Source organism: Halorubrum ejinorense (assembly GCF_039522565.1).
GTDB lineage: Archaea > Halobacteriota > Halobacteria > Halobacteriales > Haloferacaceae > Halorubrum > Halorubrum ejinorense.
Genome location: NZ_BAAADQ010000005.1, coordinates 60361 through 86609, shown reverse-complemented (window position 1 = coordinate 86609; position 26249 = coordinate 60361). Strand labels below are relative to the sequence as shown.

Annotated in this window: 28 protein-coding genes and 1 tRNA gene; 12 read left to right on the top strand and 17 right to left on the bottom strand. The window is 69.2% G+C overall.

What is annotated here, in order from left to right; all coding sequences use genetic code 11:
- Window positions 1-13: 13 nt before the first annotated feature.
- Window positions 14-1672: an MATE family efflux transporter gene (locus ABDZ89_RS07110; RefSeq protein ID WP_343777816.1), complete on the top strand. Its 1659-nt coding sequence runs from the start codon at window positions 14-16 to the stop codon at window positions 1670-1672.
- A gap of 15 nt (window positions 1673-1687) precedes the next feature.
- Here the strand turns inward: ABDZ89_RS07110 and ABDZ89_RS07105 are convergent, their stop codons facing one another.
- The 5 genes from ABDZ89_RS07105 to ABDZ89_RS07085 all read right to left on the bottom strand — a co-directional run bounded on the left by ABDZ89_RS07105 (window position 1688) and on the right by ABDZ89_RS07085 (window position 6803).
- On the bottom strand, window positions 1688-1915 hold the full coding sequence (locus ABDZ89_RS07105) for a DUF7385 family protein (protein WP_343777814.1): 228 nt from the start codon (window positions 1913-1915) through the stop codon (window positions 1688-1690).
- Between the two features lie 104 nt (window positions 1916-2019).
- Window positions 2020-3222 carry a DUF418 domain-containing protein gene (locus tag ABDZ89_RS07100; RefSeq protein ID WP_343777812.1) on the bottom strand — a complete coding sequence of 401 codons (1203 nt, stop codon included), beginning with the start codon at window positions 3220-3222 and terminating at the stop codon, window positions 2020-2022.
- A 54-nt stretch (window positions 3223-3276) separates the two neighbouring features.
- Window positions 3277-4341, bottom strand: coding sequence for a Gfo/Idh/MocA family protein (locus ABDZ89_RS07095; RefSeq protein ID WP_343777810.1), 1065 nt, complete (start codon window positions 4339-4341; stop codon window positions 3277-3279).
- An 84-nt stretch (window positions 4342-4425) separates the two neighbouring features.
- The gene (locus ABDZ89_RS07090) at window positions 4426-4896 is read right to left on the bottom strand and encodes a hypothetical protein (RefSeq protein ID WP_343777808.1); all 471 of its coding nucleotides are present in this window, start codon (window positions 4894-4896) and stop codon (window positions 4426-4428) included.
- Window positions 4897-5039: 143 nt separating this feature from the next.
- Window positions 5040-6803 (bottom strand): thiamine pyrophosphate-binding protein, encoded by a 1764-nt coding sequence (locus ABDZ89_RS07085; RefSeq protein WP_343777806.1) that lies wholly within the window; start codon window positions 6801-6803, stop codon window positions 5040-5042.
- Between the two features lie 158 nt (window positions 6804-6961).
- Here ABDZ89_RS07085 and ABDZ89_RS07080 point away from each other — a divergent pair, with 158 nt between their 5' ends.
- Together ABDZ89_RS07080 and ABDZ89_RS07075 are read left to right on the top strand one after the other, a co-directional pair.
- The gene (locus tag ABDZ89_RS07080) at window positions 6962-7246 is read left to right on the top strand and encodes a DUF5789 family protein (RefSeq protein ID WP_343777804.1); all 285 of its coding nucleotides are present in this window, start codon (window positions 6962-6964) and stop codon (window positions 7244-7246) included.
- Complete coding sequence (locus ABDZ89_RS07075; RefSeq protein WP_343777802.1) at window positions 7246-7800, top strand: adenylate kinase; 555 nt, start codon at window positions 7246-7248, stop codon at window positions 7798-7800. The genes ABDZ89_RS07080 and ABDZ89_RS07075 overlap by 1 nt, the downstream gene beginning before the upstream one ends.
- Before the next feature lie 79 nt (window positions 7801-7879).
- Here the strand turns inward: ABDZ89_RS07075 and ABDZ89_RS07070 are convergent, their stop codons facing one another.
- Both ABDZ89_RS07070 and ABDZ89_RS07065 read right to left on the bottom strand, forming a co-directional pair.
- Window positions 7880-9823, bottom strand: a complete 1944-nt coding sequence (locus ABDZ89_RS07070; RefSeq protein WP_343777800.1) for a DEAD/DEAH box helicase family protein — start codon at window positions 9821-9823, stop codon at window positions 7880-7882.
- Between the two features lie 313 nt (window positions 9824-10136).
- A complete protein-coding gene (locus ABDZ89_RS07065; protein ID WP_343777798.1) occupies window positions 10137-10886 on the bottom strand; it encodes a hypothetical protein in 750 nt (249 codons plus the stop codon).
- Window positions 10887-11006: 120 nt separating this feature from the next.
- Here ABDZ89_RS07065 and ABDZ89_RS07060 point away from each other — a divergent pair, with 120 nt between their 5' ends.
- Window positions 11007-11702 carry a hypothetical protein gene (locus ABDZ89_RS07060; protein WP_343777797.1) on the top strand — a complete coding sequence of 232 codons (696 nt, stop codon included), beginning with the start codon at window positions 11007-11009 and terminating at the stop codon, window positions 11700-11702.
- A 93-nt stretch (window positions 11703-11795) separates the two neighbouring features.
- On the opposite strand, the gene ABDZ89_RS07055 is transcribed toward ABDZ89_RS07060, so the two are convergent.
- From ABDZ89_RS07055 to ABDZ89_RS07045, 3 genes are all read right to left on the bottom strand, one after another.
- Window positions 11796-12764: an aldo/keto reductase gene (locus tag ABDZ89_RS07055; protein WP_343777795.1), complete on the bottom strand. Its 969-nt coding sequence runs from the start codon at window positions 12762-12764 to the stop codon at window positions 11796-11798.
- A 168-nt stretch (window positions 12765-12932) separates the two neighbouring features.
- Window positions 12933-13547, bottom strand: coding sequence for a thermonuclease family protein (locus ABDZ89_RS07050; RefSeq protein WP_343777793.1), 615 nt, complete (start codon window positions 13545-13547; stop codon window positions 12933-12935).
- A gap of 86 nt (window positions 13548-13633) precedes the next feature.
- Window positions 13634-13786: a hypothetical protein gene (locus tag ABDZ89_RS07045; RefSeq protein WP_343777791.1), complete on the bottom strand. Its 153-nt coding sequence runs from the start codon at window positions 13784-13786 to the stop codon at window positions 13634-13636.
- Between the two features lie 260 nt (window positions 13787-14046).
- Here ABDZ89_RS07045 and ABDZ89_RS07040 point away from each other — a divergent pair, with 260 nt between their 5' ends.
- Window positions 14047-14613: a MarR family transcriptional regulator gene (locus tag ABDZ89_RS07040; RefSeq protein WP_343777789.1), complete on the top strand. Its 567-nt coding sequence runs from the start codon at window positions 14047-14049 to the stop codon at window positions 14611-14613.
- Window positions 14614-14910: 297 nt separating this feature from the next.
- On the opposite strand, the gene ABDZ89_RS07035 is transcribed toward ABDZ89_RS07040, so the two are convergent.
- A tRNA-Tyr gene (locus ABDZ89_RS07035) sits at window positions 14911-14984 on the bottom strand.
- A gap of 164 nt (window positions 14985-15148) precedes the next feature.
- Here ABDZ89_RS07035 and ABDZ89_RS07030 point away from each other — a divergent pair.
- Window positions 15149-16042, top strand: a complete 894-nt coding sequence (locus ABDZ89_RS07030; RefSeq protein WP_343777787.1) for a hypothetical protein — start codon at window positions 15149-15151, stop codon at window positions 16040-16042.
- Window positions 16043-16143: 101 nt separating this feature from the next.
- Here the strand turns inward: ABDZ89_RS07030 and ABDZ89_RS07025 are convergent, their stop codons facing one another.
- Entirely contained in the window at window positions 16144-16359 is a 216-nt protein-coding gene (locus ABDZ89_RS07025) for a hypothetical protein (protein ID WP_343777785.1), read from the bottom strand.
- A gap of 171 nt (window positions 16360-16530) precedes the next feature.
- Between ABDZ89_RS07025 and ABDZ89_RS07020 the strand changes: the two genes are divergently transcribed.
- Complete coding sequence (locus tag ABDZ89_RS07020) at window positions 16531-17121, top strand: NAD(P)/FAD-dependent oxidoreductase (RefSeq protein ID WP_343777783.1); 591 nt, start codon at window positions 16531-16533, stop codon at window positions 17119-17121.
- A 54-nt stretch (window positions 17122-17175) separates the two neighbouring features.
- Here ABDZ89_RS07020 and ABDZ89_RS07015 read toward each other — a convergent pair whose 3' ends face one another.
- A complete protein-coding gene (locus ABDZ89_RS07015) occupies window positions 17176-18843 on the bottom strand; it encodes a succinic semialdehyde dehydrogenase (protein WP_343777781.1) in 1668 nt (555 codons plus the stop codon).
- 73 nt (window positions 18844-18916) lie between these two features.
- A complete protein-coding gene (locus ABDZ89_RS07010; protein WP_343777779.1) occupies window positions 18917-19942 on the bottom strand; it encodes an AI-2E family transporter in 1026 nt (341 codons plus the stop codon).
- A 218-nt stretch (window positions 19943-20160) separates the two neighbouring features.
- On the opposite strand from ABDZ89_RS07010, the gene ABDZ89_RS07005 reads away from it, so the two are divergent.
- Together ABDZ89_RS07005 and ABDZ89_RS07000 are read left to right on the top strand one after the other, a co-directional pair.
- Entirely contained in the window at window positions 20161-21312 is a 1152-nt protein-coding gene (locus ABDZ89_RS07005) for an aminotransferase class I/II-fold pyridoxal phosphate-dependent enzyme (protein WP_343777778.1), read from the top strand.
- Entirely contained in the window at window positions 21312-21596 is a 285-nt protein-coding gene (locus ABDZ89_RS07000; RefSeq protein WP_343777776.1) for a hypothetical protein, read from the top strand. Before ABDZ89_RS07005 ends, ABDZ89_RS07000 begins: the two co-directional genes overlap by 1 nt.
- A 29-nt stretch (window positions 21597-21625) precedes the next feature.
- Here ABDZ89_RS07000 and ABDZ89_RS06995 read toward each other — a convergent pair whose 3' ends face one another.
- Entirely contained in the window at window positions 21626-22327 is a 702-nt protein-coding gene (locus ABDZ89_RS06995) for a hypothetical protein (protein WP_343777774.1), read from the bottom strand.
- Window positions 22328-22510: 183 nt separating this feature from the next.
- Here ABDZ89_RS06995 and ABDZ89_RS06990 point away from each other — a divergent pair, with 183 nt between their 5' ends.
- The gene (locus tag ABDZ89_RS06990; RefSeq protein WP_343777772.1) at window positions 22511-22888 is read left to right on the top strand and encodes a translation initiation factor IF-5A; all 378 of its coding nucleotides are present in this window, start codon (window positions 22511-22513) and stop codon (window positions 22886-22888) included.
- A 6-nt stretch (window positions 22889-22894) separates the two neighbouring features.
- Window positions 22895-23734: an agmatinase gene (gene speB / locus ABDZ89_RS06985; RefSeq protein WP_343777771.1), complete on the top strand. Its 840-nt coding sequence runs from the start codon at window positions 22895-22897 to the stop codon at window positions 23732-23734.
- 14 nt (window positions 23735-23748) lie between these two features.
- Here speB and ABDZ89_RS06980 read toward each other — a convergent pair whose 3' ends face one another.
- Window positions 23749-23997, bottom strand: coding sequence for a SelT/SelW/SelH family protein (locus ABDZ89_RS06980; protein WP_343777769.1), 249 nt, complete (start codon window positions 23995-23997; stop codon window positions 23749-23751).
- Window positions 23998-24078: 81 nt separating this feature from the next.
- Window positions 24079-25713, bottom strand: a complete 1635-nt coding sequence (locus ABDZ89_RS06975) for an amidohydrolase (protein WP_343777767.1) — start codon at window positions 25711-25713, stop codon at window positions 24079-24081.
- Between the two features lie 81 nt (window positions 25714-25794).
- On the opposite strand from ABDZ89_RS06975, the gene ABDZ89_RS06970 reads away from it, so the two are divergent.
- Window positions 25795-26244, top strand: a complete 450-nt coding sequence (locus ABDZ89_RS06970) for a universal stress protein (protein ID WP_343777766.1) — start codon at window positions 25795-25797, stop codon at window positions 26242-26244.
- Window positions 26245-26249 lie beyond the last annotated feature (5 nt).

Below are 26249 nucleotides of genomic sequence, written 5' to 3'. Positions count from 1 at the left end.
CGTTGCTACAGCAGTGAGCGACGAGCCCGCTGAAGACCCGACAGACCCCTCTGACGACGGTCCGGACGACGGACCCGACGGCGAGCCGAGCGACGGACCCGACGGCGAACCGAGCGACGGACGCGACGACGAGCCGAGCGACGCGTCTCCCGACCACGTCGACGAGGAGTCGATCACCGAGGGAAGCCTCCTCCGCCCGCTGTTCCGCCTCGCGTGGCCGATCGTCGTCATTCAGCTGTTACAGGTGACGTACAACATCGTCGACACCCTCTACCTCGGTCGGCTGTCGGCCGAGGCCGTCGGCGCGATCAGCCTCGCGTTCCCGCTCATATTCCTGCTGATCGCGGTCGCCGGCGGCTTCACGACCGCGGGGGCGATCCTCGTCGCGCAGTACACCGGCGCCGACGGCGACGGCTCGGCAGGGCTCGTGGCCGGGCAGACGATCTTCACCGTCTCGGTGCTGTCCGTGCTCATCGGGATCGGCGGCTACTTCTACACCCGGCCGGCCCTCGAACTCCTGCCCAGCGACGCGGAGACCGCGGCGACGGTGATCCCGCTCGCGGCCGACTACATGGAAGTGATCTTCCTCGGGATCCCCCTGATGTTCGGCTTCTTCGTCTTCTCGGCGCTGATGCGCGGCTACGGCGACACGCGGACGCCGATGGCGGTCATGTTCGTCTCCGTCCTTCTGAACGTCCTCCTCGACCCGTTCTTCATCTTCGGCTTCGAGGGGAACCCGCTGTTCGAGTGGCTCGCGGCGGTTCCGGGGCTCGCCGCGCTCGACCCGGTCGCACTGGAGGCGACCCTGCTCTCGGCGACGGGGATCACCGGGATCGGCATCCAGGGCGCCGCGCTCGCGACGATCCTCTCGCGGGGCGTCGCGACCGCCATCGGGCTCTGGGTCCTGTTCGGAACCGGGTACGGCCCCGACGTGAACTTCGGTCACCTGATTCCGGACCCGGATTTCATCCGCGACATCTTCCGGCTCGGGCTCCCGTCCAGCGTCGAGCAGACGACGAGCGCGCTCGCGATGATCACGCTCACCGCGATGATCGTCACGTTCTCGCCGCCCGTCGTCGCCGCCTACGGGCTCGGGAACCGCCTCATCTCGCTCGTCTTCCTCCCCGCGATGGGACTCGGCCGCGCCATCGACACGATGGTCGGCCAGAACCTCGGCGCGAACCGGGCCGACCGCGCCGCCAAGGCCGTGAAGTTCGCCGCCACGACCGGCGCGGGCGTGATGTTCCTCGTCGCGGTCGTCGCCGTGGCGTTCACCGAACCGATCGTGGGTGTCTTCCTCGGCGACGTGCCGGACGCCCCGGCGACGATCGGCTACGCGGTCGAGTACGTCCGCATCCGGTCGGTCGAGTTCGCCTTCATCGGCGTCTCGCAGGTTATCCTCGGCGCCTTCCGCGGCGCCGGCAACACCAAGACCGCGATGGTCATCTCGATTCTCACTCTCTGGGTGGGGCGGGTCGCGAGCGTGGCGTATCTCGTCTTCGTGGCCGACTGGGGCGAGACCGGGGTGTGGGTCGGGATGGCGCTCGGAAACGTCCTCGGGGCCATCGTCGGCGTCATCTGGTTCTCCCGTGGCACGTGGACCGAGCGGTACATCGACGAGCCCGACATCGACGTCGACCCCGTGAGCGACGACCCCGTCGGCGACGACTGAGTCGCTCGGTCGAACTCAGTGCCTGAACAGGTACACCGCGTCGTCGTCGCGAAGGAGACAGAAGCGCGCGCCGTCGTTCTCGGGGAACGTCGTCCCCCGCTGTCGGCTGACGAACAACCGCGAGAAAACGCCGTCACACACCGGGCAGGGCACGTCCTCGCGGTTCTCCCAGAGGCTCGTCGCACCCGCGTCGCGGAGCTGTTTCAGTTCGTGGCGGTGGTCGTGAACGTCGAAGTCAGTCATGGGCGAGCGTTCGGCGGAAGGGTGTTGAACGTGTCCTCGCGAGTCTCAGTTCGGAGAACGTGAGCGGACGAGCGACCGCTTCGGGCGGGCCGTCCGAGCGGGGGCTATCCGTCGATCCGCATCGGCTGCGCCTCGCCGTAGGTGAGCGTCCGCCACGCCCACTCGACGGGCCCGAACCGGAAGTACCGCAGCCAGACCACCGACAGGGGAATCTGGACTGCCCAGACCGCGACGACGATCCCGATCGCCTCGACGCGGCTGACGTATCCGAACAGGCGGAGGCCGTGCCCGTAGAATATCGTGGTCGCGATGACGGTCTGGAGCAAGTAGTTCGTGAACGCGGTCCGACCGACCGCGGTGAGCGCCGTAGTCACGAACCCCTCGCCGCGCCAGCGGACGAACAGGGTGACCCCCCCGACGTACCCGCCGGCGACGAGCAGGCTCCCGACGTAGTTGAACTGCCGCCAGAACAGCGCGGCGCCGGCGCTCCAGTCGTTCGCTTCGATGTACGCGACCCCGGCCACGACGACCGCGACGCCGACGACGCCGCCCGCGACGAGTCGCCGGTAGAACCGCGTCGAGCGCTCGCCGGTCAACACGCCCCACCGGTACAGCGCCATGCCGAGCAGCATGACGCCGCCGACCCGCCAGAAGCTGGCCCCGATGAAGCCGCTCGTCTGTCGCTGGAGCGACGAGTCGACGCGGTGGCTCATCTGCTCGAGCCACCCGCCGCGGTAGGCGGCCACCTCCTGGCGGATCGCCGTCTCCGCGGGCATCCACTGACCGGCGATCGCCTCGCCGCCGATAGACACCGCGGCGAACAGCTCGATCGCGGGCACGAACAGCAGAAAGATCCCGGCGAGCCCGGCGAGCCGGCGCGCGTCGAGATCGCGGACGAACAGCAGGAACAGCCCGCAGAGCCCGTATGTCACGAGGATGTCGCCGTACCACAGGAGGTACGCGTGGAGGAGCCCGATCGCGATCAGCACCGCGGTCCGGCGGAGGTGAAGCCGCGCGGCGTCTTGGCCCTTGTCCTCTTTGCTCTCGATGAAAAGCAGGACGCCGGCGCCGAACAACGCCGAGAAGACGGTGATGAACTTCGACTGCGCGAAGACGTGTCCGACGAACCACGTCCAGTAGTTCGCGCCGGTGAAATCGCCGTACACGTTGGGGTTCAACAGCGTCGCCTCCGGCATCGAGAAGACGCGAATGTTGATGACGAGGATACCGAGCAGCGCGAACCCCCGGAGCGCGTCGAGGCTGGTGATCCGTTCGGAGGGCGGCGTCGGGCCGGGATCGCTGGTCACGAGTTGTGCGGCGAAACGACCCCCAGCACCGAATAGGTTCCCATCGCGGTCGACTCAGTCCAGCCGGACCGCCGCCCCGGTCTCGGAGGACCGGTAGATGGCGTCGATGACGCGCTGGACGCGCAGCCCCTCCTCGACGGTGTTGATCGCGGGCTGCTCCCCCTCGGCGACCGCTTCGAGGAACGTCGCCTGCTCGGCGGCGTGGCCGTTGCCCTCGCGCGTCTCGACGCTCGCGTCGGTGAGGTGGTGGCCGCCGCCGACGCCCGCCTCGTGGATCGTGAGGTCGTCGCTGCCGCGGTCGAACGTCGCCCCCGCCTCGGTGCCGCGGACCACGAACTCGTCGGTCGCGGGCCGGTTCGTGGCCCAAGCGACCTCCAGCGAGACCGTGGAGCCGTCTTCGGCCCGGATGAATGCCGACGCGGAGTCGTCCACGTCGAACCCCTCGGGGCCGGCGTCGTCGCCCCACATGTGGACGTACGCGTAGTCGTCGCGGCCGCCGAACTCCGAGCGCGTCTCGCCGGAGACCTCCACGACCTCGGGGTGATCGAGGAAGTAGAGGGCCAGATCGATCGCGTGGACACCGATGTCGATGAGCGCGCCGCCGCCGGCGACGTCCGCGGACGTGAACCACGACCCGCGGCCGGGCACGCCGCGCCGGCGCACGTAGTTCGCCTCGACGTGGGTCGTCTCGCCGAACCGGTCCTCGTCCTGGTAGTGTTTGACCACCTGGACCGGCTCCGCGAACCGGTTGTTGAACCCGACCATACAGAACCCCTCGGCGGCGCGGGCGGCCTCCGCGATGCGCTCGGCGCTCTCGAGCGTGTGCGCCAGCGGCTTCTCCAAGAGTACGTCGAGGCCGGCCGAAAGCGCCGAGGTCGCGTACTCCTCGTGGAAGCGGTTCGGCGTGGTGATCAACACGGCGTCGCAGTCGTCGTAGAGGTCGTCCTCGTCCTCGTATGCGTGGAGGCCGAACTCCTCGTGGAACCGCGCCCGGGCGTCTGCGTCGATGTCCATTCCGCCGACGAGGTTCGCGCCTCGCTCGGTGAGCTTCGTCGCGTGGTGGGACCCGATCCCGCCGAGACCGACGATCCCGACGGCGACGTCGTTCGGATGCGTCATGGGCGGCGTTCACGACGGTCGGTGTTAAGGCTCACGTCATCCGAACGCGGACGGAGATAGAGTTTCAGCGCCGCTTCCGCAGGTTCACGCGATCGGCGTCGCGAGGACGGCCGCGAGCGCGGCGTCGACCGCCGCCGGCGCCATCGAGTCGACGAAGTCGAAGAGGCCACCGAGCGCGCCGGCGTTCTCGGCGAGTCCGTTGCCCGCGTCGACGAGGGCCCGGAACTGCTCCGGTTCGCGGGCGACCACGAACCGCCCGACCGAGGCCGCGGTGACGAAGAACGCCAGCGCGGCGAGGGCCCGCGAGATCGCGAGCAGCTTCAACAGGATCGGGAGGGCCAACGCGAGCGCGAGCGCGGCGACGACCCCCGTCACCACCGAGCCGATCGACTCGGCGAGCGAGAGGTCGACGACGCCGGCCCCCGAGAGGAGGACGAACCCGCCGACGAACAGGACCAACGCCCCCCACATGGTCGCCGCCAGCAGGCCGACGCCGCCGTCGTACCCTTTCCCGGCGTCGTCCGGAACGTCGTCGTGAACCCACGGGTTGCGCATACTCGCACTCGGCGGTCGGCGTTGATATAGATCGCTTCAGATCTCGGAAACGCTCGGCGTGAAACGGAGTGGCGGAGCGATTCCGGGAGAGTCGGCGGCCGGATCGGCCCCGAAGGAGTCGACGGATAGATCGGCCCCGAGAGTCACTCGTCGGGTAGCCGTCCGGTCATCCACTCGCTCGCCTGCGGCTCTGTCGGATCGGTGACGACCTCGACGAGCGCCGGGCCGTCTCGGTCCCGGGCCCGTTCGACCGCCTCGGCGACGGCGTCGCGGTCGCGGACGCGCTCCGCGGGCACGCCCATCCCCGACGCGACCGCGACGAGGTCGAGCCCGGTCTCCTGCCAGCCGTAGCTCGCGTCGGGGAACCCGTACGAGCGCGACGCCTCCTCGCTGATGATCGCGTAGTCGTCGTTGTTGAGCGCGACGACCGTGACATCTATGCCCTCGCTCGCCAGCGTGTGGAGCTCGTGGACGCACATCATGAGCCCGCCGTCGCCGGTGAGCGCGACGACGTCGCGGTCGGGGTTCGCCAGCTTCGCCCCGATCGCCGAGGGGAGCCCGGTTCCCATCGTGGCCCACGAGCCGGGGTTGACGTACGAGCGAGGCCCCGACGCGGGGAAGGAGACCAGCGTCCAGAGCCTGAACCCCCCCGCGTCGGCGGTGACGACCGCTTCCTCGGGAACCGCGTCGCGCACCGCCGAGAGGACCTCGACGGAGCGGAGCCGACGGGGGTCGGCGGTCTCCCCGCCGTCGTCGCGATCGTCGGCCGCCTCCGTGAGCGCCGCGAAGCGTTCTCGATCGGCCGCGCGAACTGACTCCGCGCGCTCCGCGCCGGAGCGGACCCCGGACTCGGTCCCTCCGCCGATCGCGCCTTCGGTCAGTCGCTCGTCGAGCGCCCGGAGGAAGCGGTCGGCGTCGGCGACGACTCCGAGGTCGGCCTCGTAGCCGAACCCGATGTCGTCGCCGTCGAGCGTGACGTGGGCCAGCGTCTCGGGCATCGAGACGGACCACGAGGCGGTCGCGACCGCGTCGAGGTCGGAGCCGACGACGAGCCCCACGTCCGCCCCCGCGAGGAGGTCGCGGAGTTCGGTGCTCGCGCCCCCGCAGAGGACGCCGGCCGAGAGCGGGTGGCTCTCCGGGAGCGTCCCCTTCCCCTTGTACGTCGTCACGACCGGCGCGTCCAGCCCCTCCGCGACCGACCGCAGGGCGTCGCTCGCGCCCGACCGCCGGACGCCGCCGCCGGCGAGGACGACGGGGGTCGCCGCGTCGTCGAGCAACGCAGCTGCCTCGCTCACCGCCTCCGCGGGCGGTGCGGGGGACGGGGTCGGGTCGCGGTCGCCGACGGCCGGCTGGCGGGTCCGGCTCGCGAGCACGTCCTTCGGAATCCCGACTCGGACCGGTCCCTGCGGGTGTTCGCGGGCGGTCCGGATCGCCTCGGCGACCGCCGGGACCGCGCCCGCGGGCGAGTCGACGAGGACGTTCTCCTTGACGACGGTGTCGTAGGTCTCCGGCGGCGTCTCGTGAATCCCGTCGCCGCCGCGGACCGACCGCTCCGTCTCGACGGCGAGGTGGAGGAGGGGGACGCAGTCGTTGGCGGCGTTTTTCAGCCCGTTCATCGCGTTCGTGTCACCGGGGCCGGGAACGACGCAGGTGGCCGCCATGCCGTCCGCGTCGCTCGTTTCGGCGTATCCCCACGCCTGGTGGGTGACCGCGGTCTCGTGGCGGGCGACGACGAAGCGCGCGTCGCGGTCGGCGAGCGCCCGATTCAGCGGGAGGGTCTGTTTTCCCGGGATGCCGAAGACGGTGTCGACGCCGCGGTCGAGCATGGCGTCGACGACCGCCTCTGCGACGGTCGGGGTCGGGCCGTCTTCGCTGTCGGCGTCGGGCGAGGGCTCGTGGGCGTCCATGTCGCGAAGTCACCGGAATGCGTGTTGAAAGCTTCGCCCTCCGGCGAGTCGCGGCCGGACCAGCGGGCCCGACGCGGTCGAGGGCAGACCGACGAGAGAGCCGGCCTTACCGCGTGTACATGTACACTTATGTTCGCGTGAGCTGTCAAATGGTATGTATGCGCTTACCAGAGACCCGTGACCTGTTCGCGAGGAAACTACAGTTTCCGGCGCCCAGAAGCGCGGTGTTGGAGACGGTCGGTGAGACTGAGCTCTCACCGCCGGACGGAGAGTCAACGACGATTCGAGCGGTCATCGAGCGGTCCGACGTCGAGACGTTCGACTCGGCCGACGACCTCTATGACACCCTGATGATGCTCGTCGGCGCCCAGTTCATCGGCCGCCGCTACTACGACGACCGCGGCGGAATGCCGGGAGACGAGGAGAACGAGGTGAGTTTCTGATGTCCGTCACGCTCGTGTCGGGGGTCAACGGCGTCGGTCTCTCCAGCGTCTGTCAGGCGGTCAGGCGCGGGCTCGGAGACGGGTACAAGCTGATCAACTTCGGCGACGTGATGCTCGAACAGGCGGCGACGATGGGGATCACGACCGAACGGGCGCAACTCGGCCGGATCTCGCAGACCGAGACGCGCCGGCTCCAGCGTCGCGCGGGCGAGTTCGTCGCCGAGGAGGCGGAGCAGACGAACGTGCTCCTCTCGACGCACCTCGCGGTCGAAACCCTGACCGGGTACGTCCAAGGGCTCCCCGCGGAAGTGCTCCACGACGTCTCGCCGGACGCGTTCGTCCTCGTGGAAGCCGACCCGGAGACGATCCTCGAACGCCGTCGAGAGAGCGACCGCGACCTCGACGGGGTCACAGAGCGACAGATCGACTTCGAACAGGACCTCAACCGATCCGCGGCGCTCCAGTACGCGAGAGACCAGAACGCGCCCGTCCGGTTCATCGAGAACGAGGGCGAACTCGAGGACGCGGCCGAGCGCTTGGCTGACGCGCTCTGAACTGCCGATCGCGATGGGCCGGCCTTGACGAGCGAAACCGCCGGCCGGGCGAGCGGGACGAGCAGCACCGCCCCGCGGACTACTCAGCGACGTTGGTCTCGCGGACGCGGACGCCCTTCCGACCGAGGTGGCGCATCTGTCGCTGGGCGAACTCCTCCTCGCTGGAGCCGCGGGTCGCGAGGACGTACACGAGCGCGGAGCCGGTCGGTCGCATCGTTCGGCCCGCCCGCTGTGACCCCTGACGCCGGGAGCCGCCGAGCCCGCTCGCGACGACCGCGAGTTCGGCGTTCGGGAGGTCGATCCCCTCGTCGCCGACGCGGGAGACGACGAGGACGTCGAGCGACTCGTCGTCGTGGGCGGTTTCGCCGCCGCGATCGCTGCCCGCCTCGCCGTCCGCACGGAATCGCCGGAACAGTTCGGCGCGTTCGTGGTGGGGGGTCTCGCCGCTGATGAAGGGGGCTCCGAGCGCGTCCGCGATGGCCTCGCCGTGGTCGAGGTACTCGACGAACACGAGCGCCTTCTTGTCGCGGTGAGCCGCCAGCAGGTAACGGATCTCCTCGACTTTCGCGGGGTTCTCCGACGCGACGCGTCTGCGCTCCCGACCGTCCGCGGCGGCGTACTCGCTTTGCGCCATCTCGTCGCGCCACGGGACGTACCGGATCTCCACCTCGGGCTCCTGGACGAAGCCGGCCTCGAAGAGCGCGTCCCAGTCGGCGCCGATCGGTCCCCCGATCAGGGTGTAGATCTCCTCTTCGCTGTCGGTCTCGCTGACCGGGGTCGCCGAGAGCCCGAGCCGATGTTTGGCCTGTAGCTCCGCGGAGCGGGAGAACACGGGGGCGGTGATGTGATGTGCCTCGTCGAAGCAGATCAGGCCCCACTTCCGGGAGTCGAACAGCGAGCGGTGGCGGTCCATCCCGGCGATCTGGTAGGTCGCGATCGTGACCGGTCTGATCTCCTTGGTCCCGCCGTGGTACAGCCCGATGTCCCCGGGGTCGATCGTCGAGTGTTCGAGCAGCTCGTCGCGCCACTGGTCGGCCAGTTCGCGGGAGGGGACCAACACGAGGGTCTCGCCCCCGACCGCGGCGATCGTCGCGATGGCGGCGACCGTCTTGCCGGAGCCCGGCGGCCCGACGTACACGCCCGACTTGCGGTCAAGGAACGTCTCCACCCACGTCTCCTGGTAGTCGCGCAGGTCGGTCGTGAGTTCGATCTCGACGGGGTCGCCGGTCTCTAGGTCGCGGTCGTCCTCGACGGGGTAGCCGGCGTCGTAGAGCGCGCGTTTGATCGCGGCGACCGCGCCCTCGTTGACCCACGCCTCGGTGTCGGATATCGGAGCGCGGAGGTGCTCGTCGTCGAGGTGTTGGTCGGCGACGTTCCCCATCAGGTTCTCCGAGGCGGCTTCGAGGACGACGTAGCCGTCCGCGTGCGTGTACAGCCTGAAGCGGTGCGCCCGACGCCACTGGTCGCGGACCCACTCTTCGAGGTGTTCGAACCGCCGCGGCAGCACCGAGCGGAGCGCCCCGACGAGCGCGTCGGCGTCGTCGTACGGCGCGGCCCACACGTCCTCCTGTCTGACCCGGTAGAGATACCCGCGCGTACCCGGCTCGGTCCCGGAGGTGTCCACGAGGTGCGCGAACTGCGACAGTCGCGCGCGAGTGTACTGCGTCGGTCGGTCGACGACGATCTCTCGGCGCTCGGGGAAGACCACGACGCGCTCCCGGGTCGCCAGCGCGCCCCAGTCGCGCGGGTAGAAGACGACGGGGTCGGCCTCGACGTCGAGGCGGTCAACGTCGCCGCGGTCGGCGAGCGCGCCGAGCGCGTCGCGGGCCGCCGCCTGCGTGGTTCCGAGCCGTCGGGCGACCTCGCTCGCGGTCGCGACCGGTCGCTCCTCGGCTTCGAGCGCCTCGTGGAAGCGCTCCAAGGAGAGTTCGGCGTCAGAGCTGTCTGGGTCGGTAGCCGCGTCGTCGGTAGCCGCGTCCTCTGTGGGAGCGTCGCCGGCGTCGTCGCCGGTGTCGTCGGTCATCACCATCGCTTCGGCCGCGACGCGGAAATGGATAGCGTCACCGGACGAGAGGAGTCGGAGACGGTCGCTAGATCGCGACGGGTGGCTACCGGGGTGAACACCGCCGAAGCCCCAGCCGCTCGGGTATAAATTGTTGACTGCGGATCGGTGCCGAACGCCTCCAAAGCCTCGTCGCTGGCGCCGCCGGCGCCAGCGACTCCCTCGCGCGTGCGCCTCGCATCCTTCGGACGCTCGGGGGCACGCGCCGCCGCATCGTGTCGCCACTCATAAATCGCGTGAAAAGTCGGATTTCGTTTATAAATAGCGTCGCGAACTACCGCCCCGGCGACTGCTTTCGACAGCGGCGCGAGGTGATCCCCTCCTTCGAGCGGAACCGACAGCCGCAGTCGGTACAGCGCACGAACGGGTCGCCGGGAGCCGTTTCGAGGCGGTGTTCGCCGACCTCGAACGGTCGGGTCACGGTCCGAGGGCGGATCCGGTCCGGGATCGGCGTCGACGCCGACTCCGAGAGCGCCGCCCGCACGGCGATGGTGTCGACGTCGACGCCGTCCCAGCGCGTCGCCTCCAGCGCGGCCTCTCGGTCGGCGACCTCGGTCCAGCCCGTGACGACGACGGGGGAGTTCGTCTCCGTGTCGCTCACGACGACGACGAAGCGCACGCCGCCCTCGACCAGGGCGAACCGCCACCCGTCGGTGCTGTTCCAGCGGAGCTGTCCCTCGCGGATCGCGTCGCTCACGGTGCGCGTCGAGACGTACCGACCCGGCTGTTCGAGACGCTCGCGGAAGTGATCCGTCAGCGCGTACAGCCCGGGGTCGCGGACCGGCGGGTCCTCCGGGGTTCGCGTGGCGGCGTCTCCGCCGTGTGTCGGATCGACCGATCGATACTCCGCGTTTTGATCGGTTCGGCCGGCCCGAGCGCGGCGACGCGCTGGCGACTCCGGCGGCGACCGGGGCCGCGCGTCGGCCTGCCGGCTCGCGGCGGCGGTCGTGGAAGCGGTCCGACGCTCCGTCGATCCGGGCCCGAGGGGCTCCGCGTCCCCCGACCCGCCCTGTCGGGATGCCACTACGACACCGTACCGAGCGCGCTCTTAAGTGTGTTACGGCGACACAGGGTGTGAGACCGGCCGGCCGGGGGCAGTCGCGGGCCGCGGAAGCCACTTTGCCGGTCGCTCCGTATTCAACCTATGACGCGTGCCGCCGCGAGATCTGGCTTCGACGCCTTCCTCACCGACGCCGTGGACGCGACCAGAGCCGAGTTCAGCGTCGAGCGGGCGCTCCGCGGGACCGGGCTCGGCCCGGGCGGCGCGGTCGTCGACCGGCTCCGAAGCCGCGCCGACGCCTTGGAGCGCCGCGTCGTCGAACCGGAGCTCGCGGCCTACCGCGACGACGCGCTCGCGCAGTTCGACGTGATCCTCCGGTACGCGAGCGGCGACGACCCCGTCGACGCGTACGCCGACGAACTGGTGGCGAAAGACGGGTTCCACGACGCGCTCGCGGACGACGTGTCGGCGGAAACCGCGACGGCCGTCGAGGCGGCCGTCGTCGAGCGCTGCCGACGGCTCGGCGACGCGCTCCGACCGATCGTCGCCCGGCCGGAAGACGCGTTCTGGCCGGCGGCGCTCGGGGCCTTCGACCGCGACGAGGCGACGGAGCTGGTCGAGGACGCCTTCCCCTTCACCGGCGTGTTGCGGGAGTTCCCATCCGCGTTCGCCTTCGAGGTCCGAATCGACCCCGAAGAGGTACTGGGCGGGCCGTTCGCGGGCGCGCTTCCGAGCGTCTCGGTGGCGTACACCGACGAGGCGACGCGGGCGATGCGGCGGGCCGAGCGACGCGTGATCGAGGAGACGAAACGCGAGGTCGCGGCCCGCTTCGACGAGTGACCTGACGCGAGGGCCCGTGCGTGACGACCGCGTGGCGATCGCCGCGATGCGTAGTCGCGCCGCTATCGGCGTTCGAAACGGGGGCGCGCCGCGCTACTCGTGTCCGGAGACGCGGACCGGCTCGTACGGCTCTTCGAGCCACTCGACGTCCGAGTCGGTGAGGTCGACGTCGAGCGCCTCGACCGCGTCCTCGAGGTGCTCGACGCTCGAGGTGCCGACGATGGGCGCGTCCACGACCTCCTTGCCCGCGACCCATCGGAGCGCGATCTGCGCCATCTTCACCCCCTTCTCGTCGGCGAGCTCCTCGACGCGGCGGTTGATCTCCTCGCCGCCGCCCTCGCGGTACGGACGGCCGAGCTCCGTCTCGTGTTCGCCGCGGGTCGTCGCGTCGTCATCTTCGTAGGGGCGCGCGAGGTACCCCGCGCCGACCGGGCTCCACGGGATCATCCCAACGTCCTTCTTTCGGCAGAGGGGGGCCATCTCGCGCTCCTCCTCGCGGTACGCGAGGTTGTAGAGGTTCTGCATGGTGACGAACCGCTCGTACCCCTCGCGCTCGCTGACGTGAAGCGACTCCGCGAACTGGTGGGCCCACATCGAGGAGGCGCCGAGGTACCGCACGTCACCGCGACGCACGGCGTCGTCGAGCGCCGCGAGCGTCTCCTCGATCGGCGTGTCGTCGTCCCACCGGTGGATCTGGTAGAGGTCGACCGTGTCCATCCCCAGCCGGTCGAGGGAGTTCGACAGCTCCTGTTCGATCGCCTTCCGGGAGAGGCCCCCGGAGTTCGGGTTCGACTCGTCCATCTCGCCGTACACCTTCGTGGCGACGACGAACTCGTCGCGGTCGTACTCGGCGAGGACGTCGCCGAGGATCTCCTCGCTCTCGCCGTTCGAGTAGACGTTCGCCGTGTCGAAGAAGGTGATTCCGAGTTCGATCGCGCGCTCGACCAGCTCGCGACCCTCCTCGGCGTCGAGCATCCAGTCGTGACCGCTACCGAAGCTCATACAGCCGAGCGCGAGCCGGCTTACCGTCGCCCCCGTCCCGCCGAGCGTCGTGTACTCCATGTGAGCCCTGTCGGTCACGGGTGGAATAAAACGTCCCGACCCGGCAGACGCGGGGGGAATCGGTTCCCCTCCGAAGGGTTGACGCCCGACTCGCGGACGACCGCTAATCGGCCCGCAACGCGTGTCTGCGGATCGAATCGGTCGGTCCCGTTCGCGCCGCGCAGTCGCTCACCCCGACTCCTCGAAGCCCCAGAGCCCGACCTTGCGCTCCCGCGCCTCGGACTCCGCCGCGGCGTACGCGTCCCGCTTCGCGAATTCCGTGTCGTACAGCCGAGCGTACCCCTCCGTGAGCAGACGCTCGTTGAAGTCCTCGCCGTCGACGTACAGCACCGCGAGCAGGCGCCCGTAGCCCCCTCGGCGGTCGCCGCCGGTGACGACCGTGACCTCCTCGCCGGCGAGCTCCGACTCCGCGAACGCCGACGCCTCGCCGCCCCACGTCCGGAGGTGTGCCCGGCCGGCGTCGGTGTCGGGAATCCGCTCGAACTCGCCGGGCGACGTCGACTCGGCGCTCGTCTCGGGCGTGTCGACGCCGAGGAGCCTCACGGTGTCGACCTCGCCGTTCGGGAACTCGACCTCCATCGTGTCGCCGTCGACGACACGCACGACGGTGCCCGTCCAGGCGGTGTCGTCCGGATCGTCTGGGTCGACGCCGTCGGGGTTGTCGGGTGGTGATTCGAGATCGGCGGGCGGCGAGTCGGAGCCGACATCCGGGACCGACGCGCCGGCACAGCCGGCCAGCACGACGAGGAGGACGACGGCGATCGGCCGCCAGCGAACGCTCATACGTACTCGTCGCCGGGAGCTGTGAAAAGTCGGGTGATGGCGGCGTCAGTCTCGCGGTCGGCGGCAATCAAGCGATTTCGGCGAGTTTAGTCTAAACCGAGTGCTGCTGCGGCTATCGCTGTTACTAACAGTATCGCAATTATCGCAGCAGACACGCCTGTGAATGCCGGAGTTGAGGCTAGTGCTGATTGGATGTCGACAGCCACCACTAGCAGTGGCCCCGCGAGGATCAGGAGCACACCACCTCCCAAGACCAATCGTGGATCAATCTGCGCTCGATTGTTGTGTCTATACTTTCGCTTATCGACCTCTGACTCCGACCGTGGAGTCGGACTTTCTTCTTTTTCTGACATTGCGAATAGTAAGAGAGGAGCCATATGTAAAAACCGGAAACATCTTTCACAGGCCTTCTAAACCCGTTTATCGACATAAACAGGGGTATTAATACTCGTAAACACCGACTCAATGATTTTTATTCCCTGTTATCTTATACGAATTCATGAGAACACTTCCAAAAGAATTCCATGAAGAATTCGAGCAAAAGGGGGATACTTTTTTTGAGATAGCAGAGCTTCTTTATTATAATCCGAATCGGCGATTTACGCAGGAAGAGCTTGCCGAGAAAATGGATTGTTCGACCACGGTGGTCAGTAACCATGTTACCGATATGGAAGATTCGGAGTGGCTCTACCGTCGCAAAGGTCAGACAGTATTTGCTTGGGATACAGACGAACACAATCCCGCTAGTACGGAGGGAACAACTGCGCTAAGAATCTTCTACGCAGATGTGTGGAGCATTATAAAAAAGCACTCTGAGACAGTGCCAGGTACCTTTGCGTTACTCGGAGCTACGTTGATTCTTGGTGCGTTGGTTGTTTTTGCCTTCTATGTTGGATTCTCACTAAGTATCACACAGGAGTCTGAGATTCCAGCGCTGATCTATGCTACAATCGCATTGGGATCATTTTTGACGGGGCTTATTGTCTCGTTCTTGTCTCCTATTCAGGCCAAAATTAACAGTCTCGTGTGGAAGTACTTCCCAGTCAAGAGATTTCGGGAGGATTAGCGCCTGCCTTTCACCCCGATGGGAATGACGATTGGGTGGACCAATCGCCTCCACACCTGATCAAGCGGCGTCGGATACGACCTCATATGTTCGATCGCGTCGTCGAACGTGGCGAGCAAGCGGATAAACGCGAAACCGCGCCCGTAGCCGGGTAGTACGGCCAGATCAACACGAAGCCGGACAGCGACAGCGCTACCCCCACGTAGAAGCGGTTCGGGACCGACGAACCCGAGTTAATCCCTCGGCGAAAGTAAAGCTGCCAACCGCTCGCGGTCGCTCACGGTTGCTGAGGTTCAGTCCGCCCTCCCCGAATTGAACGGGGGACAAGTCGATCTACAGTCGACTGCTCTACCAGGCTGAGCTAAGGGCGGTTACCGAAACATAGCCGCCGGATTCGACTTAAGGGTTCCCTTTCAAATCCGGTGTGATCCGCCGTACCGCGGCCCCGATCGCCGGACTCGAAGCCCACGCTCGCGTCGCGACCGGACCGCCCTCGCCGCGCGGCAGTTAAGTCGTTCCCGCCGGGAGCGAGACCATGGCCGACGGCGACGACAGACAGGCGACGTTCGGGTCGGACGGGAGCCTCGAAACCGAGACGACGCCGGACGCGACGGGCGAGAACGACTTCGGCGAGCAGAAGGAGGCGAACGAGACCGACGGCGGCTACAGCCGCTACGTCGTCTCCAGCCTCCTCCAGAAGGCGGTCCGCCGCTCGGACGAGGAGGTCGCCGCGTGGGCCGCGTGGGAGCTGGCCCGCTCCGGCTACGCCTGGAACCTCTGGGACCGCCTCAACCTCTACGTCGTCGAGGACCTCCGCGCGGGCGACGAGGTCGCGCTCACCATCGAGCGCTACGAGGAACTCGCCACCGAGCGCTGGGAGCCGGACGCGTGGAAAGGCCGACTCTGCGGGATCCACGCCGCCCTCGCGGCCGCCCGCGCCCGCTCGACCCGCGAGGCGTCGAACGCGGACGCCTACTTCGGCGCGGTCGCCGAGATCAGGGCCGAGGCCCGCGAGCGCGGCGAGGAGCCCGCCCACGACTTCCCGGTCGGCGACCTCGAACCGGAGGGCGCGTTCGACGCCGTCTTCGACGGCCACACCGGCGAGGGGTCCAAGCGCGGCCGCGGCACCCGATTCTTCAAGACTCACGGCGCGCGGGTCGGCCCGGAGGGCGAAGACGAGCAGAGCGCCCGCTGGCAGCGGCTCGCGATGCTGCTCGACGGGGACGCCGAGTACGACGAGTCCGAACTCGACCGCGCCGTCGAACCGGTTGACCCCGACGACCCGTGGGGGGATTCGGACGCGGACGAGTCGGAAACCGATGATTCGGGAGACGATGAACCTGGAGACGACGAATCGGGAGACGACGAATCGGAAGACGACGAGTCAGGAGACAGCGGTTCCGGATCGCTCACCGACTTCGCGGAGTGACGATCGGTCGGTGAAAAACCGGCTCTGAAGGGGTACCGCTCGACGGAGTGAGACGAGAATCGGGGCCGCGAGACGGGAGCAGCGAGCGGACGACCGGCCCGCTACCGGTCTCTGAACTCGACCGTGTAGCCGTTGTTACGGAGCGCTTCGACGAGGTCGTCTCCGGGTTCGATCGTGAACTCGTGGAACGAGTTGGTGGGGCTGTCCGCCGAATACAGCTCCGAGTCGATGTTGTCCGGAATCTCGTTTTGATGGGAGTCTTCCTGAACGACGACCGGCTGACTGGGAACCCGGCCGGAACCGTTACTCTCTGTCATTTGGATATATACTCTTAGCCCCGTTCGGGTATTTGCATTCCGATTCGACTCCGGCCCGCCGACCGGAGCGCGCCCGGCGGACCGTCGCCGCCCGCGAACCCCCGCTCTCGACCGGTCTCGTCGATCCCCGCTTCCGCCAACGCTTATCCGATCAGCCGCGTTATCGGGGCCATGACGAACGTCGCAATTGTCGGCGGTGGACCGGCGGGCCTGAGCGCGGGGCTGTTCGCGAGCAAGAACGGACTCGACACCGTCCTCTTCGACACGGACGGGACGTGGATGCACAAGGCGCACCTGTTCAACTACCTCGGCGTGGGATCGGTCGGCGGCAGCGAGTTCATGGCCACCGCCCGCCAGCAGGTCGACGACTTCGGCGTCGACCGGCACCAGGGCGAGAAGGTCACGGGCGTCGAAGCGGTCGGCGACGGTTTCACCGTGACGACCGAGGACGAGGAGTACGAGGCCGACTACGTCGTCCTCGCGACGGGCGCGAACCGCGACCTCGCCGAGTCGCTCGGCTGCGAGTTCGACGACGACGACACCGTGAGCGTCGACCTCTCGACGGAGACCAGCGTCGACGGCGTCTACGCCACCGGCGCGATGGCCCGCGCCGAGGAGTGGCAGGCGGCCATCTCCGCCGGCGACGGCGCCGCGGCCGCGCTCAACATCCTCTCGAACGAGAAGGGCGAGCACTACCACGACTTCGACGTGCCCGACACCGCGGCGTCGGTGTTCGGCGACCTGATCGACGACGACGCGTAACGCCGGCCGCAGCGGTCGCAGCGTTTCCTTCGTATTTCGACCGGCCAGCGTCGCTCAGCGGCGTGACAGTCGCCGCCGGACCGCGTCGACGCCGCGGCGCACCCGGCCGGCGACCCGCAGCGCGGCGAACGCGCCGCCGACGAACCAGTCGGTCGGGATCCGGTCCGGGAAGGTCAGTGGTCCGATCCGCGAGACGCCGACCGTCCGGGTCTCGGTGTACTTGCGAATTCCCTCCGGCCCGTGCCGGCGGCCGATCCCGGAGTCGCCGAACCCGCCCATCGGCGCGTCGACGGCGCCCCACGTGGCGAGGAACGCGTCGTTGACGTTCACCGTCCCGCAGTCGATCTCGCGGGCGAGTTCGGCGCCGCGCTCGCGGTCGGCGGTCCAGACGCTCGCGTTGAGGCCGTACGGCGAGTCGTTGGCGGCCGCGACCGCCGCGGCCTCGTCGGGCACCGGCGTCACCGCGACGACGGGGCCGAACGTCTCCTCGCAGGCGACCGTCGCGTCCGGGTCGACGCCGGTCAGGATCGTCGGCTCGTAGCAGTACGGGGCGACGTCCGGGCGCGCGCGTCCGCCAGTCTCGACGGTCGCGCCGCGCTCGCGGGCGTCCGCGACGTGCGACTCGACCCGCGCCAGCTGGTCCGCGTCGACGAGCGACCCGAGGTCGGCGTCGTAGTCGTAGCCGGTCCCGAGCGTCAGCGCCTCGGTCTCCCGGACGAAGGCGTCGAGGAACTCCTCGTACGCGGACTCGACGACGTAGAGCCGCTCCGCCGACAGGCAGAGCTGCCCCGCGTTCGAGAAGCACGCTTGGACCGCGCCCCGCGCGGCCTCGTCCACGTCCGCGTCGCCGCAGACGACGAGCGGGTTGTTGCCGCCGAGTTCCAGCGAGCACTCGATCAGGTTCCGGCCCGCGCGCTCGGCGATGACCCGGCCGGTCGCCGTGCTGCCGGTGAACGCGACGTGGTCGACCGCGTCGATCAGCGGCGGGCCGACGGTCGGCCCCTCGCCGGTGACGACCTGAAAGAGGCCGTCCGGGAGCCCCGCGACCTCCAGCAGTTCGTCGAGCAGCAGCGCGCCGTACGGCGTCTTCTCGTCCGGTTTGAGGACGACGGCGTTGCCGGCGGCCAGCGCGGGGATCGCGTCCGCCATCGACAGCGTCAGGGGGTAGTTCCACGGCGAGATGACCCCGACGACCCCGGTCGGTTCGCGGGTCACCGTCGCGGTCGAGAGTCCGGGCGCCACGCCGCGGCGCCGCTCCTCGGCGAGCACGTCGGGCGCCTCGCCGGCGACGTACGAACAGCCCGTGGGCACGTCGAACAGTTCCTCGACCGCGGTGCGCCGCGACTTCCCGGTCTCCAACTGGAGGAGGTCGAGCAGCTCCCCGCGGCGGTCCGCGACGAGGTCGCCGAACCGGTCGACGATCCGCGCGCGCTCCGTCGCGGGCGTGTCGGCCCACTCGGCCTGCGCCTCGCGGGCGCGCTCGACCGCGGCCTCGACGTCGGCGGCGTCAGAGGCCGGAACGGCACCGATCCGCTCGCCCGTCGCGGGCGCGGCGACCTCGATGACGGCGGCCGACGAGTCGGCGTCGGCCCCGGATCCCTGTGCGACTCGGTCGGCGAGCGTCGACAGCCGGCGCGGGGCGAGCGAGGCCGCGCCCGTGAACGCGTCGGGGGTCTCAGGTGCGTCGGGGGCGCCTGCCTCGGAAGAGTCCGTGAAAGCCATCCGTTACTCAGATCAGGAGCGGAGCGGGGAAAGTCGTGCCGGTGGGTAACCGGTCGCAGCGGGTGAACGCGGGTCAGTCCGTCGCGTCGGTCGTCTCCACCGCCGGTTCGGCGGCCGGCGGCTCCTCTCCCTCGGAGAGCATGTCGATCACTTCGACGAGCAGCGACACGACGAGGGGGCCGACGATGAGCCCGACCGCGCCGAGCGAGAGTATCCCGCCGACGAACCCGACGAAGTACAGTCCCGGCGATATCTTGCCGGCCCAGCCCGCGAGTTGCGTCCGGATCACCGCGTCGGGGACGAAGGAGACGATGACGAGGCCCAACACCAGCACGGCGACGGCACGCCCGGGCTCGCCGACCAGGAAGTCGCCGGTGGCCAGGCCGACGACGAGGATGCTGGGGCCGACCACGGGGATGAACTGGAAGACGCCGGCGATGACGGCCAACAGGATCGGCGAGGAGTACCCGAGCACCCGGAACACCGAGAGCGCGAGGACGAACGTCGCCGCCGCCGTCGCGGCCTGGAGGACGTAGATCGAGTACAGCGTCTCCCGCGTGCGCTCGTGGAGCCGCATCGGAATGTCCTGATACTCCGGGGGAACGATGCTGAAGACGGCCGTCTCGACCGCCACCGGCCGGTACAGGATCCCGTAGACGAGGAACGTGAACACGACCAGCTCCAAGACGAGGACGGGCGCCGCGCTCGCGACGGCGATCGCGACCTGTCGGACCCACGCCTCGGCGGCCGCCGCGTACGGCGCGATCTCGATGACCGTCTCGAAGTCGCCGACGCTGATCGGGACGACGTCGGGAATCCGTTCGAGGATGACGATCAGCTCCGACCGGCGCTGATACAGCACGTACAGGAGCGGGGCCACGAGGAGCGCGGCGGCGAGGAAGGCGATGACCGTGGTCGCGGCACACGCGATCCGACGGGAGAGGCCGTGGCGGACGAGCCGTTGGCGGACGGGGTAGAGGACGTACGCGAGGGTGACGGCGAAGACGACGGTTCGCAGCACCTCCGCCAATACGACGGCTGCGAGCGCGGCCATCGCGAAGAGTAACGCGCTCAACAGTCGCCGTCGGTTCAGTACCATGGTACCGGGTCGCAATCGGTGGCAAAAGTCGTTGCGGTGGCGTCGTCGCGAGGGATCGCGGCCCCGCGGTCCCGCGGTCGTCGATTCTCGGAGCCGGCCGCGGTCGACGGCGCGAGACGACCGGGACCCGAACCGCCGCGTGCCGGGTCGTGCCGCTCGGACTCGCCGCCGCCGTTAGGGACCGTAGCACCTAACCTCGCGCCGGTCCGATGAGGGGTATGCGCATCGACCCGTTCGGCCTCGAACGCTGGTTCGCGGAGTACGAGCACGAGGCCGACATCATGCTGGCCGAGAGCGGCATCCGGTCGCTCGACGCGAGTCGGTTCGACCTCGACCCGGGGAAACTCGGCTACGTGATCCCGACGAACGGCGACCCCGAGTTCCGGGCGTCCGTCGGCGACCGCTACGACCGGTCCGCCGACGAGGTCCTGTTCACCTGCGGCACCCAGGAGGCGAACTTCCTGACCTTCCTCTCGCTGCTCGGCGACGAGCACGCCGTCGACGGCGACGGCGGCGAGGCGGGCGTCGGCTCCGGCGCGCACGCGGTCGTCGTCACGCCGACGTATCAGGCGCTCCACGCCGTCCCGGACGCGTTCGGCGACGTGACGCGCGTCGAGCTCGAGCCGCCGGAGTGGGAACTCGACCCCGAGGCGGTCGCCGAAGCGGCCCGCGACGACACCGCGGTGATCGTCGTCAACAACCCGAACAATCCCACCGGACGGTACCACGACGAGGACGCGATGCGGGCGGTGTACGACGTCGCCGTCGACCGCGACGCGTACCTCCTCTGTGACGAGGTGTACCGCCTGCTCGCCGAGGACCCGCAGTCGCCGGTCGCGAGCTACGGGGCACACGGCATCTCGACGACGAGCCTCACGAAGGCGTACGGGCTCGCCGGTCTCCGGTTCGGCTGGATCGCCGGCCCCGAGCCCGTGGTCGAGCGCGCGTGGCGCTGGAAGGACTACACGACCATCTCGCCGAGCCTGTTCGGCCAACACGTCGCGAAGCAGGCGCTCGGCCGGCGCGAGGACGGCATCCTCCGGGAGAACCGAGAGTTGGCCGCCGCGCACCGCGAGACCGTCGCGGCGTGGGTCGACGGTCACGACCTCGACTGGCTCGACCCGGTCGGCGTCAACGCGTTCGTGACGGTCCCCGACGGCTTCGACGGCGCCGAGTCGTTCTGCCGGACGGTCGTCGAGGAGGCGAGCGTCGTCCTCGCGCCCGGCCACCTGTTCGGCTTCCCGAACCGCTTCCGGATCGGGTTCGGACTCCCGACCGACGAGCTCGAAGAGGGGCTCGACCGCGTGAGCGACGTGATCGAGGCGGCAGCCGAGTCCGACGCGACGGCGACGACGGGAGGTGACGACTGATGGGGCTGTTCGGCGACCTCAAAGACGACGTGGTCGAGTTCGTCCGCAACCCGACCGACGAACAGAAGATACTGCTGGTCACGGTCGTCGCCATCGCGATCGCGGACCGCGCGCTCTACTTCGTCGACTTCCCGTTCGTCGTCCGGACGACGGCCGCGGTCGGCGTCGGGTTCGTCGTCATGTTCCTCGTCAGCTACCTCTACACGGGGAGCTTCGTCCCGCCGGACGGCAACGTCGACGACGAGGACGAGCCCGAGGAGTACGTCGACGAACTCGACCCGTAAGCCGCTTTTCGAAAGCAGTCCGATCCGTGCTACGTCGTCGCGGCCGTCGCCGCCGCTGCCGACCCGCCCCCGCCGGCGTAGCTCAGCGGCTCGCCCCAGTCGACGGGCGGGACGCCGGGGTCGCCGTCGTCGCGCTCGGCGACGTCTCCCCGCAGGTCTCGATGGTCGTAGTCTGGGTCGCGGAGCCGTTCGGCGAGCGCCGGCGGGACCGCGACTCGTTTCACCGTCCGCCCGATCCCGCCCAGCGACCCGTCGTCGAGTCCGAAATCGACGTCGTAGCCGCGGACGTGGGCGTCGTCAAACTCGTCGTGGAGCGCCGCGACCGCGGCGGCGGCGTGGCGGTACACCCCGTCCATGCCGGGGTCGGTCGTCGCCAGCGGGATCCGCACGACGGGGACGTACACGGGGGCGCCGTCGTCGTGGGTGGCGACCTCGTGAAGTCCGGCGTCCGCCGGGACGTCGGCGCCCTCGCGGACCGGCGCGTCGGTCGGTGCGGGGAGGTCGCCGTCGAGCGCGTCGGCGACGCGGTCGACCCGCTCGTCACTCGATCTGAACGCGTACACGGCGATCCCTCCGAGTAACATGAGGCCGCCGGTCGCGACCGCTGCGGCGAACGCGAGTCCGCCGGCCGTCAGCGGGAGCGCGACCGGACCGAGAGACGCGGGACTGCCGGCCGAAACGGCGGTCGAAACCGATGCGTCGAGCGTGAGGGAAGGTAGAGTCGGGGACACGTCGGGCGATCCAAACGGATTCGACTTACGTGTTTCCACCGAGCACGGTCGCGGCGTCGTTCACGATCCGTTCGTCGAGGCGGACGCCGCTCTCCGAGTGCCAAGCGCGGCCCGAGCGCGTCTCGACACGCGGAGCGGCGGCGTTCCAAACCGTTTATACCCGCGCCTCCGGAAATACCGCTTATGCCGCGAGAGCAGAAGCAGGTTCGCGAACTCCAGGAGGGCAGCTACGTGATGATGGACGACGTGCCCTGTAAGATCAACCATTACAGCACCGCCAAACCCGGAAAACACGGCAGCGCGAAGGCCCGCGTCGAGGGCAAGGGCGTCTTCGACGACAGGAAGCGCTCGCTCTCGCAGCCGGTCGACGCGAAGGTGTGGGTCCCCATCGTCGAACGGAAGCAGGGCCAGGTCGTCAACGTCAGCGGTGACGAGGTTCAGGTGATGGATCTCGACACCTACGACACCTTCACGATGCGGATCCCCGAGGGCGAGGACTTCACCTCGGACGAGAACATCGAGTACCTCGATTACGAGGGCCAGCGAAAGATCCTCGGGTAGTCGGGAATGTTCCCCGGAGCGACGACGGACCGCGAAGCTGCTTCGTACGTGGTCGTCGGCGCTCCGCTCGACGCCACGACCACTTTTCAGCCGGGCACCCGGTTCGGACCGGACCGGGTCCGGCGCTTCTCGGAGAGCTACGACGACTACGACCGACGCACCGACAGTCGCTTCTCCGCGCTCGGCGTCCACGACGCGGGCGACGTGCGCCCGTGGGACGACGTGCCGGCGTACCTCGATCACCTCGCCGCCGAACTGCGGAGCGTCGCCTACGACGGCGCCGTCCCCCTGCTCGTCGGCGGCGAGCACACCGTCACCTACGCCGGCGTCGACGCCGTCGACCCAGACGCCCTCGTCGTCTGTGACGCGCACCTCGACCTCCGTGCGGAGTACGACGGGAACCCCATGAACCACGCCTGCGTCACGCGCCGCTGTCTCGACGACCTCGGGGTCGACCGCGCCGTGATCGTCGGCGCTCGGACGGGCTCCGAGGCGGAGTGGGAGCGCGCGGCCGACGCCGACGTCGAGGTCGTCCGACCCGAGGACGCGAGGGCGTGGATCGACGCGCTCGACGGCGACTCATTCGCCGACGAGTCGGTGTACTGCTCCGTCGACATCGACGCCCTCGATCCGGCCTACGCCCCCGGAACCGGAACGATGGAGCCGTTCGGACTGGAACCCCGCGAGGTTCGCGACCTCGTTCGGGCGGCCGCCCCCCACGCGGATGGGTTCGACGTCGTCGAGGTGAACGACCGCGACGACGGGCAGTCGGCGGCGCTGGCCGGGAAGCTACTGCGGGAGTTCGTTCACGCCCGCGCGTCGGCCGCCGACGGGCGGGTCAACTGACGGGCGACGGGCGCTCAAAGCTCGGAGAGCCGTCGCCGTGCGGCGGTTACCGCTTCCATCGCGTCGATCCACTCGCGAGGGTCGGTACACCAGATGCGGTCTCCTTCGACGCTCACGCAGAACACCGATTCGCTGGAGGGCGAGAGCGTGACTCGGTCGACCTCGGACCGGTCGCCGAGATACGCGTCGATGAGTCGACGGGCGGTCTCCGCTTCCGAGCGAAGCCGGTCGCCCGCGGCGTACTCGATGGCAATCTCCGTCATACCCTCGCGTTGGAACTACATGATTAATAACTACTGTTTTCTGGCAGCGATTGCGGGTTCCGCGGTCGCTCCCGCCGAACGTCACCTGTCGTCGAACACGACCTCGCCGTCGACGACGGTCGCGGCGACGTCGATCTCGTCGATCTCGTCGGCGTTCTCCCACGGCGACGCGTCGAGCGCGACGAAGTCCGCGCGCTTGCCCGGTTCGATCGTCCCGAGTCGGTCCTCGTCGAAGCCGGCGTAGGCGGCGCCGGTTGGGTACGCTCGCAGCGCCTCGGTGACGGTGAGCCGCTGGGCGTCGGCCGGGGCGTTGACCGCGTGGTGGACGCCGAACAGCGGGTCCATCGGCATCCCGTCGGAGCCGAACGCGAGCCGGACCCCGGCGTCGAGCATGTCGCGGTAGCGGTTCGTCTCGGCGGTGCGATCGGGGCCGAGCCGCGACTCGTAGAGCCCGTCCTCGCCGGCCCACTTGAGGAAGTTCGGTTGGACGCTGGCGACGACGCCGCTCTCGGCGAGCCGCTCGATCGCCGCGTCGTCGGCCAGCTCGACGTGTTCGATCCGGTGGCGCGCGTCTCCCGGATCGGTCTCAGAGGCGTCCTCGTAGGCGTCTAACACGGCCGCGACCGCCTCGTCGCCGATCGCGTGGGCGGTGAATTGGAAGCCCGCCTCGGTCGCTTTCGCGACGGCCTCACGCAGTTCCGCGGGGTCGACGACCCACTGTCCGGTCGCCTCGTCGTCGTCCGCGTACGGCTCCGAGAGGCGGGCGGTCCGTCCGCCGAAACTCCCGTCCGTGTACGACTTGATCGCGCCGGTCTCGACGCGGTCGCTCCCGGCGTTCGTGGCGAGGCCGACCTCGCGGGCCGCGTCGAGGTGGTCGGTCCAGTAGTTGATCCGGACGCGGGCGGTCAGCTCCCCGGCCGCGTCGAGGTCGCGGTAGACGCGCGGGGCTTGCGAGTCGCGAACCATGTCGTGGAACCCCGTGATCCCGCGGGCCGCGCAGTGGTCGAGGGCCGCCTCGACGACCGCGCGCGTCTCGTCGGGGCCCGGCTCGACCGCCCGGTAGATCGGGTCGATGGCGGCTTCGAGGAGGACGCCGGTCGGTTCGCCGTCGGCGTCGGTCGGCACCGTCTCCGCCGGCGCGTCGGCGAGTTCGTCCGCGAACCGATCGAGCGCGACGCCGTTGACCGCGGCGACGTGCATGTCCTCGCGGAACGCCGCGACCGGACGCTCGGTCGAGACGCGGTCGAGGTCCTCGCGGGTGAGGTACCGCGACTCCGTCCACGTCGACTCGTCGTAGCCGTAGCCGAGAATCCATCCGTCGCCGGCCGCGTTCCCGTCACCGCCCGACGAGTTTCCGTCGGGGTCCGCCCGCTCCGCTTCTTCGGCCTCTTCGACCTCGACGGCCCGGTCGGCCAGCAGGTCGACGGCCCCTCTCGGCGAGTCGGCGGCCGAGAGGTCGGCGTGGACGAGGTACCGTCCCACGGTCGTCAGGTGCGTGTGCGCGTCGACGAACCCGGGGAGGAGGACGCGCCCGTCGAGGTCAACCACGTCGGTGGCGACGCCAGCGAGCCGCTTCACGTCGCGGGTCCGCCCGGTCCGAACGATCTCGCCGTCGCGCACGGCGACGGCCTCGTGGACCGTGTCGCCGCCGTCGTCGGGGTCCGCGAGCGTGTGTACCTCCCCGTCGACGAAGATCCGATCCGCGGCCTCTGTCATGGCAATTCGGCGGAGACACAGCCTGTTAACCGTTCGGGAAACGGCGATCGTTTTATTCGCTCGCCCGGAGAACCGCCGCGTATGTACGACCACGTGCTCCTCCCCACAGACGGAAGCCCCGGCGTCGACCGCGCGATCGACCACGCGATCGACGCCGCCGACCGCTACGGCGCGACGCTCCACGTCCTCTACGTCGTCGACAGCGACGTGGTGAACGCCTACTCCGGCGACGAGTTCGTCGACGGCGCCGAGGGCGCGGGAGAGACGCTCGAAGAGACGGGTCGCGAGGCCCTCGACGCGGTTGCCGACCGGGCTCGCGAGGCCGGCGTGGAGACGGTGACCGCGCTGCGGTACGGCGTCCCGCACGAGGAGATCCTTCGGTACGCAGACGAGGAGACCGTCGACCTCACCGTGATGGGATCGAAGACGCGGTCCGGCGACTACCGGCGGATGCTCGGCTCCGTCACCGAGCGCGTCTCCCGGCAGTCGACCGCGCCGGTGAGCATCGTGAAGACGACCGTCGAGGGCTGAGCCGC

What these genes read in the sequence shown, in the direction of transcription:
- ABDZ89_RS07105 (WP_343777814.1), bottom strand. Translation starts at nt 1,915, where the DNA reads ATGACTGACTTCGACGTTCACGACCACCGCCACGAACTGAAACAGCTC.
- ABDZ89_RS07095 (WP_343777810.1), bottom strand. Translation starts at nt 4,341, where the DNA reads ATGACGCATCCGAACGACGTCGCCGTCGGGATCGTCGGTCTCGGCGGG.
- ABDZ89_RS07090 (WP_343777808.1), bottom strand. Translation starts at nt 4,896, where the DNA reads ATGCGCAACCCGTGGGTTCACGACGACGTTCCGGACGACGCCGGGAAA.
- ABDZ89_RS07085 (WP_343777806.1), bottom strand. Translation starts at nt 6,803, where the DNA reads ATGGACGCCCACGAGCCCTCGCCCGACGCCGACAGCGAAGACGGCCCG.
- ABDZ89_RS07080 (WP_343777804.1), top strand. Translation starts at nt 6,962, where the DNA reads ATGCGCTTACCAGAGACCCGTGACCTGTTCGCGAGGAAACTACAGTTT.
- ABDZ89_RS07075 (WP_343777802.1), top strand. Translation starts at nt 7,246, where the DNA reads ATGTCCGTCACGCTCGTGTCGGGGGTCAACGGCGTCGGTCTCTCCAGC.
- ABDZ89_RS07070 (WP_343777800.1), bottom strand. Translation starts at nt 9,823, where the DNA reads ATGACCGACGACACCGGCGACGACGCCGGCGACGCTCCCACAGAGGAC.
- ABDZ89_RS07060 (WP_343777797.1), top strand. Translation starts at nt 11,007, where the DNA reads ATGACGCGTGCCGCCGCGAGATCTGGCTTCGACGCCTTCCTCACCGAC.
- ABDZ89_RS07055 (WP_343777795.1), bottom strand. Translation starts at nt 12,764, where the DNA reads ATGGAGTACACGACGCTCGGCGGGACGGGGGCGACGGTAAGCCGGCTC.
- ABDZ89_RS07050 (WP_343777793.1), bottom strand. Translation starts at nt 13,547, where the DNA reads ATGAGCGTTCGCTGGCGGCCGATCGCCGTCGTCCTCCTCGTCGTGCTG.
- ABDZ89_RS07040 (WP_343777789.1), top strand. Translation starts at nt 14,047, where the DNA reads ATGAGAACACTTCCAAAAGAATTCCATGAAGAATTCGAGCAAAAGGGG.
- ABDZ89_RS07030 (WP_343777787.1), top strand. Translation starts at nt 15,149, where the DNA reads ATGGCCGACGGCGACGACAGACAGGCGACGTTCGGGTCGGACGGGAGC.
- ABDZ89_RS07025 (WP_343777785.1), bottom strand. Translation starts at nt 16,359, where the DNA reads ATGACAGAGAGTAACGGTTCCGGCCGGGTTCCCAGTCAGCCGGTCGTC.
- ABDZ89_RS07020 (WP_343777783.1), top strand. Translation starts at nt 16,531, where the DNA reads ATGACGAACGTCGCAATTGTCGGCGGTGGACCGGCGGGCCTGAGCGCG.
- ABDZ89_RS07015 (WP_343777781.1), bottom strand. Translation starts at nt 18,843, where the DNA reads ATGGCTTTCACGGACTCTTCCGAGGCAGGCGCCCCCGACGCACCTGAG.
- ABDZ89_RS07010 (WP_343777779.1), bottom strand. Translation starts at nt 19,942, where the DNA reads ATGGTACTGAACCGACGGCGACTGTTGAGCGCGTTACTCTTCGCGATG.
- ABDZ89_RS07005 (WP_343777778.1), top strand. Translation starts at nt 20,161, where the DNA reads ATGCGCATCGACCCGTTCGGCCTCGAACGCTGGTTCGCGGAGTACGAG.
- ABDZ89_RS07000 (WP_343777776.1), top strand. Translation starts at nt 21,312, where the DNA reads ATGGGGCTGTTCGGCGACCTCAAAGACGACGTGGTCGAGTTCGTCCGC.
- ABDZ89_RS06990 (WP_343777772.1), top strand. Translation starts at nt 22,511, where the DNA reads ATGCCGCGAGAGCAGAAGCAGGTTCGCGAACTCCAGGAGGGCAGCTAC.
- speB (WP_343777771.1), top strand. Translation starts at nt 22,895, where the DNA reads ATGTTCCCCGGAGCGACGACGGACCGCGAAGCTGCTTCGTACGTGGTC.
- ABDZ89_RS06980 (WP_343777769.1), bottom strand. Translation starts at nt 23,997, where the DNA reads ATGACGGAGATTGCCATCGAGTACGCCGCGGGCGACCGGCTTCGCTCG.
- ABDZ89_RS06975 (WP_343777767.1), bottom strand. Translation starts at nt 25,713, where the DNA reads ATGACAGAGGCCGCGGATCGGATCTTCGTCGACGGGGAGGTACACACG.
- ABDZ89_RS06970 (WP_343777766.1), top strand. Translation starts at nt 25,795, where the DNA reads ATGTACGACCACGTGCTCCTCCCCACAGACGGAAGCCCCGGCGTCGAC.